This window comes from Actinokineospora iranica, assembly GCF_900101685.1.
In the GTDB taxonomy this organism is placed as follows: domain Bacteria; phylum Actinomycetota; class Actinomycetes; order Mycobacteriales; family Pseudonocardiaceae; genus Actinokineospora; species Actinokineospora iranica.
Genome location: NZ_FMZZ01000036.1, coordinates 1 through 1,560 on the forward strand (window position 1 = coordinate 1; position 1,560 = coordinate 1,560).

A 1,560-nucleotide genomic window follows, 5' to 3' on the forward strand; every position below is an offset into this window, starting at 1 on the left:
GTGGAGCGCGGGATCTGAGCCGGTAGTAGCCAAACGATGGGGTGACGCAGGAGGGTAGCTCCGCCAGCTGTTGGTGACTGGTGTAAGCGTGTAGGGAGACCGGTAGGCAAATCCGTCGGTCGTATATCCTGAGACGTGATGCATAGCCGATTGAGGCGAAGTAGAGTGATCCCATGCTGCCGAGAAAAGCCTCTAGTGAGTTTCCACGCGGCCCGTACCCCAAACCGACACAGGTGGTCAGGTAGAGAATACCAAGGCGATCGGGTGAACTATGGTTAAGGAACTCGGCAAAATGCCCCCGTAACTTCGGGAGAAGGGGGGCCATTGGGTTTGAAGCCCCTTGCGGGCTAGGATCTGGTGGCCGCAGAGACCAGCGAGAAGCGACTGTTTACTAAAAACACAGGTCCGTGCGAAGTCGCAAGACGATGTATACGGACTGACGCCTGCCCGGTGCTGGAACGTTAAGAGGACCGGTTAGTCCCTTTGGGGGCGAAGCTGAGAATTTAAGCGCCAGTAAACGGCGGTGGTAACTATAACCATCCTAAGGTAGCGAAATTCCTTGTCGGGTAAGTTCCGACCTGCACGAATGGCGTAACGACTTCTCGACTGTCTCAACCATAGGCCCGGCGAAATTGCACTACGAGTAAAGATGCTCGTTACGCGCGGCAGGACGGAAAGACCCCGGGACCTTTACTATAGCTTGGTATTGGTGCTTGGTTCGGTTTGTGTAGGATAGGTGGGAGACTGTGAAGCGGCCACGCCAGTGGTTGTGGAGTCGTTGTTGAAATACCACTCTGATCGTACTGAGTGTCTAACTTCGGACCGTGATCCGGTTCAGGGACAGTGCCTGGTGGGTAGTTTAACTGGGGCGGTTGCCTCCCAAAGGGTAACGGAGGCGCCCAAAGGTTCCCTCAGCCTGGTTGGCAATCAGGTGTTGAGTGCAAGTGCACAAGGGGGCTTGACTGTGAGACTGACAGGTCGAGCAGGGACGAAAGTCGGGACTAGTGATCCGGCGCTGGCTGGTGGAAGCGGCGTCGCTCAACGGATAAAAGGTACCCCGGGGATAACAGGCTGATCTTGCCCAAGAGTCCATATCGACGGCATGGTTTGGCACCTCGATGTCGGCTCGTCGCATCCTGGGGCTGGAGTAGGTCCCAAGGGTTGGGCTGTTCGCCCATTAAAGCGGTACGCGAGCTGGGTTTAGAACGTCGTGAGACAGTTCGGTCCCTATCCGCCGCGCGCGTTGGAGACTTGAGGAAGGCTGTCCCTAGTACGAGAGGACCGGGACGGACGAACCTCTGGTGTGCCAGTTGTCCCGCCAGGGGCATGGCTGGTTGGCTACGTTCGGAAGGGATAACCGCTGAAGGCATCTAAGCGGGAAGCCTGTTCCAAGATGAGGTCTCCCGCCCCCTTTGAGGGGTTAAGGCCCCCAGTAGACGACTGGGTTGATAGGCCAGAGATGGAAGCCTGGTAACGGGTGGAGTTGACTGGTACTAATAGGCCGAGGGCTTGTTACAAAAATGCTACGCATCCACTGTGTGGTGTCTGAGACACCAACCA

Annotated in this window: 1 rRNA gene; it reads left to right on the forward strand. The window is 56.7% G+C overall.

The window, feature by feature from the left end:
* Positions 1–1,517 (forward strand): 23S ribosomal RNA (locus BLS56_RS30270); the annotation flags it as partial.
* Positions 1,518–1,560 lie beyond the last annotated feature (43 nt).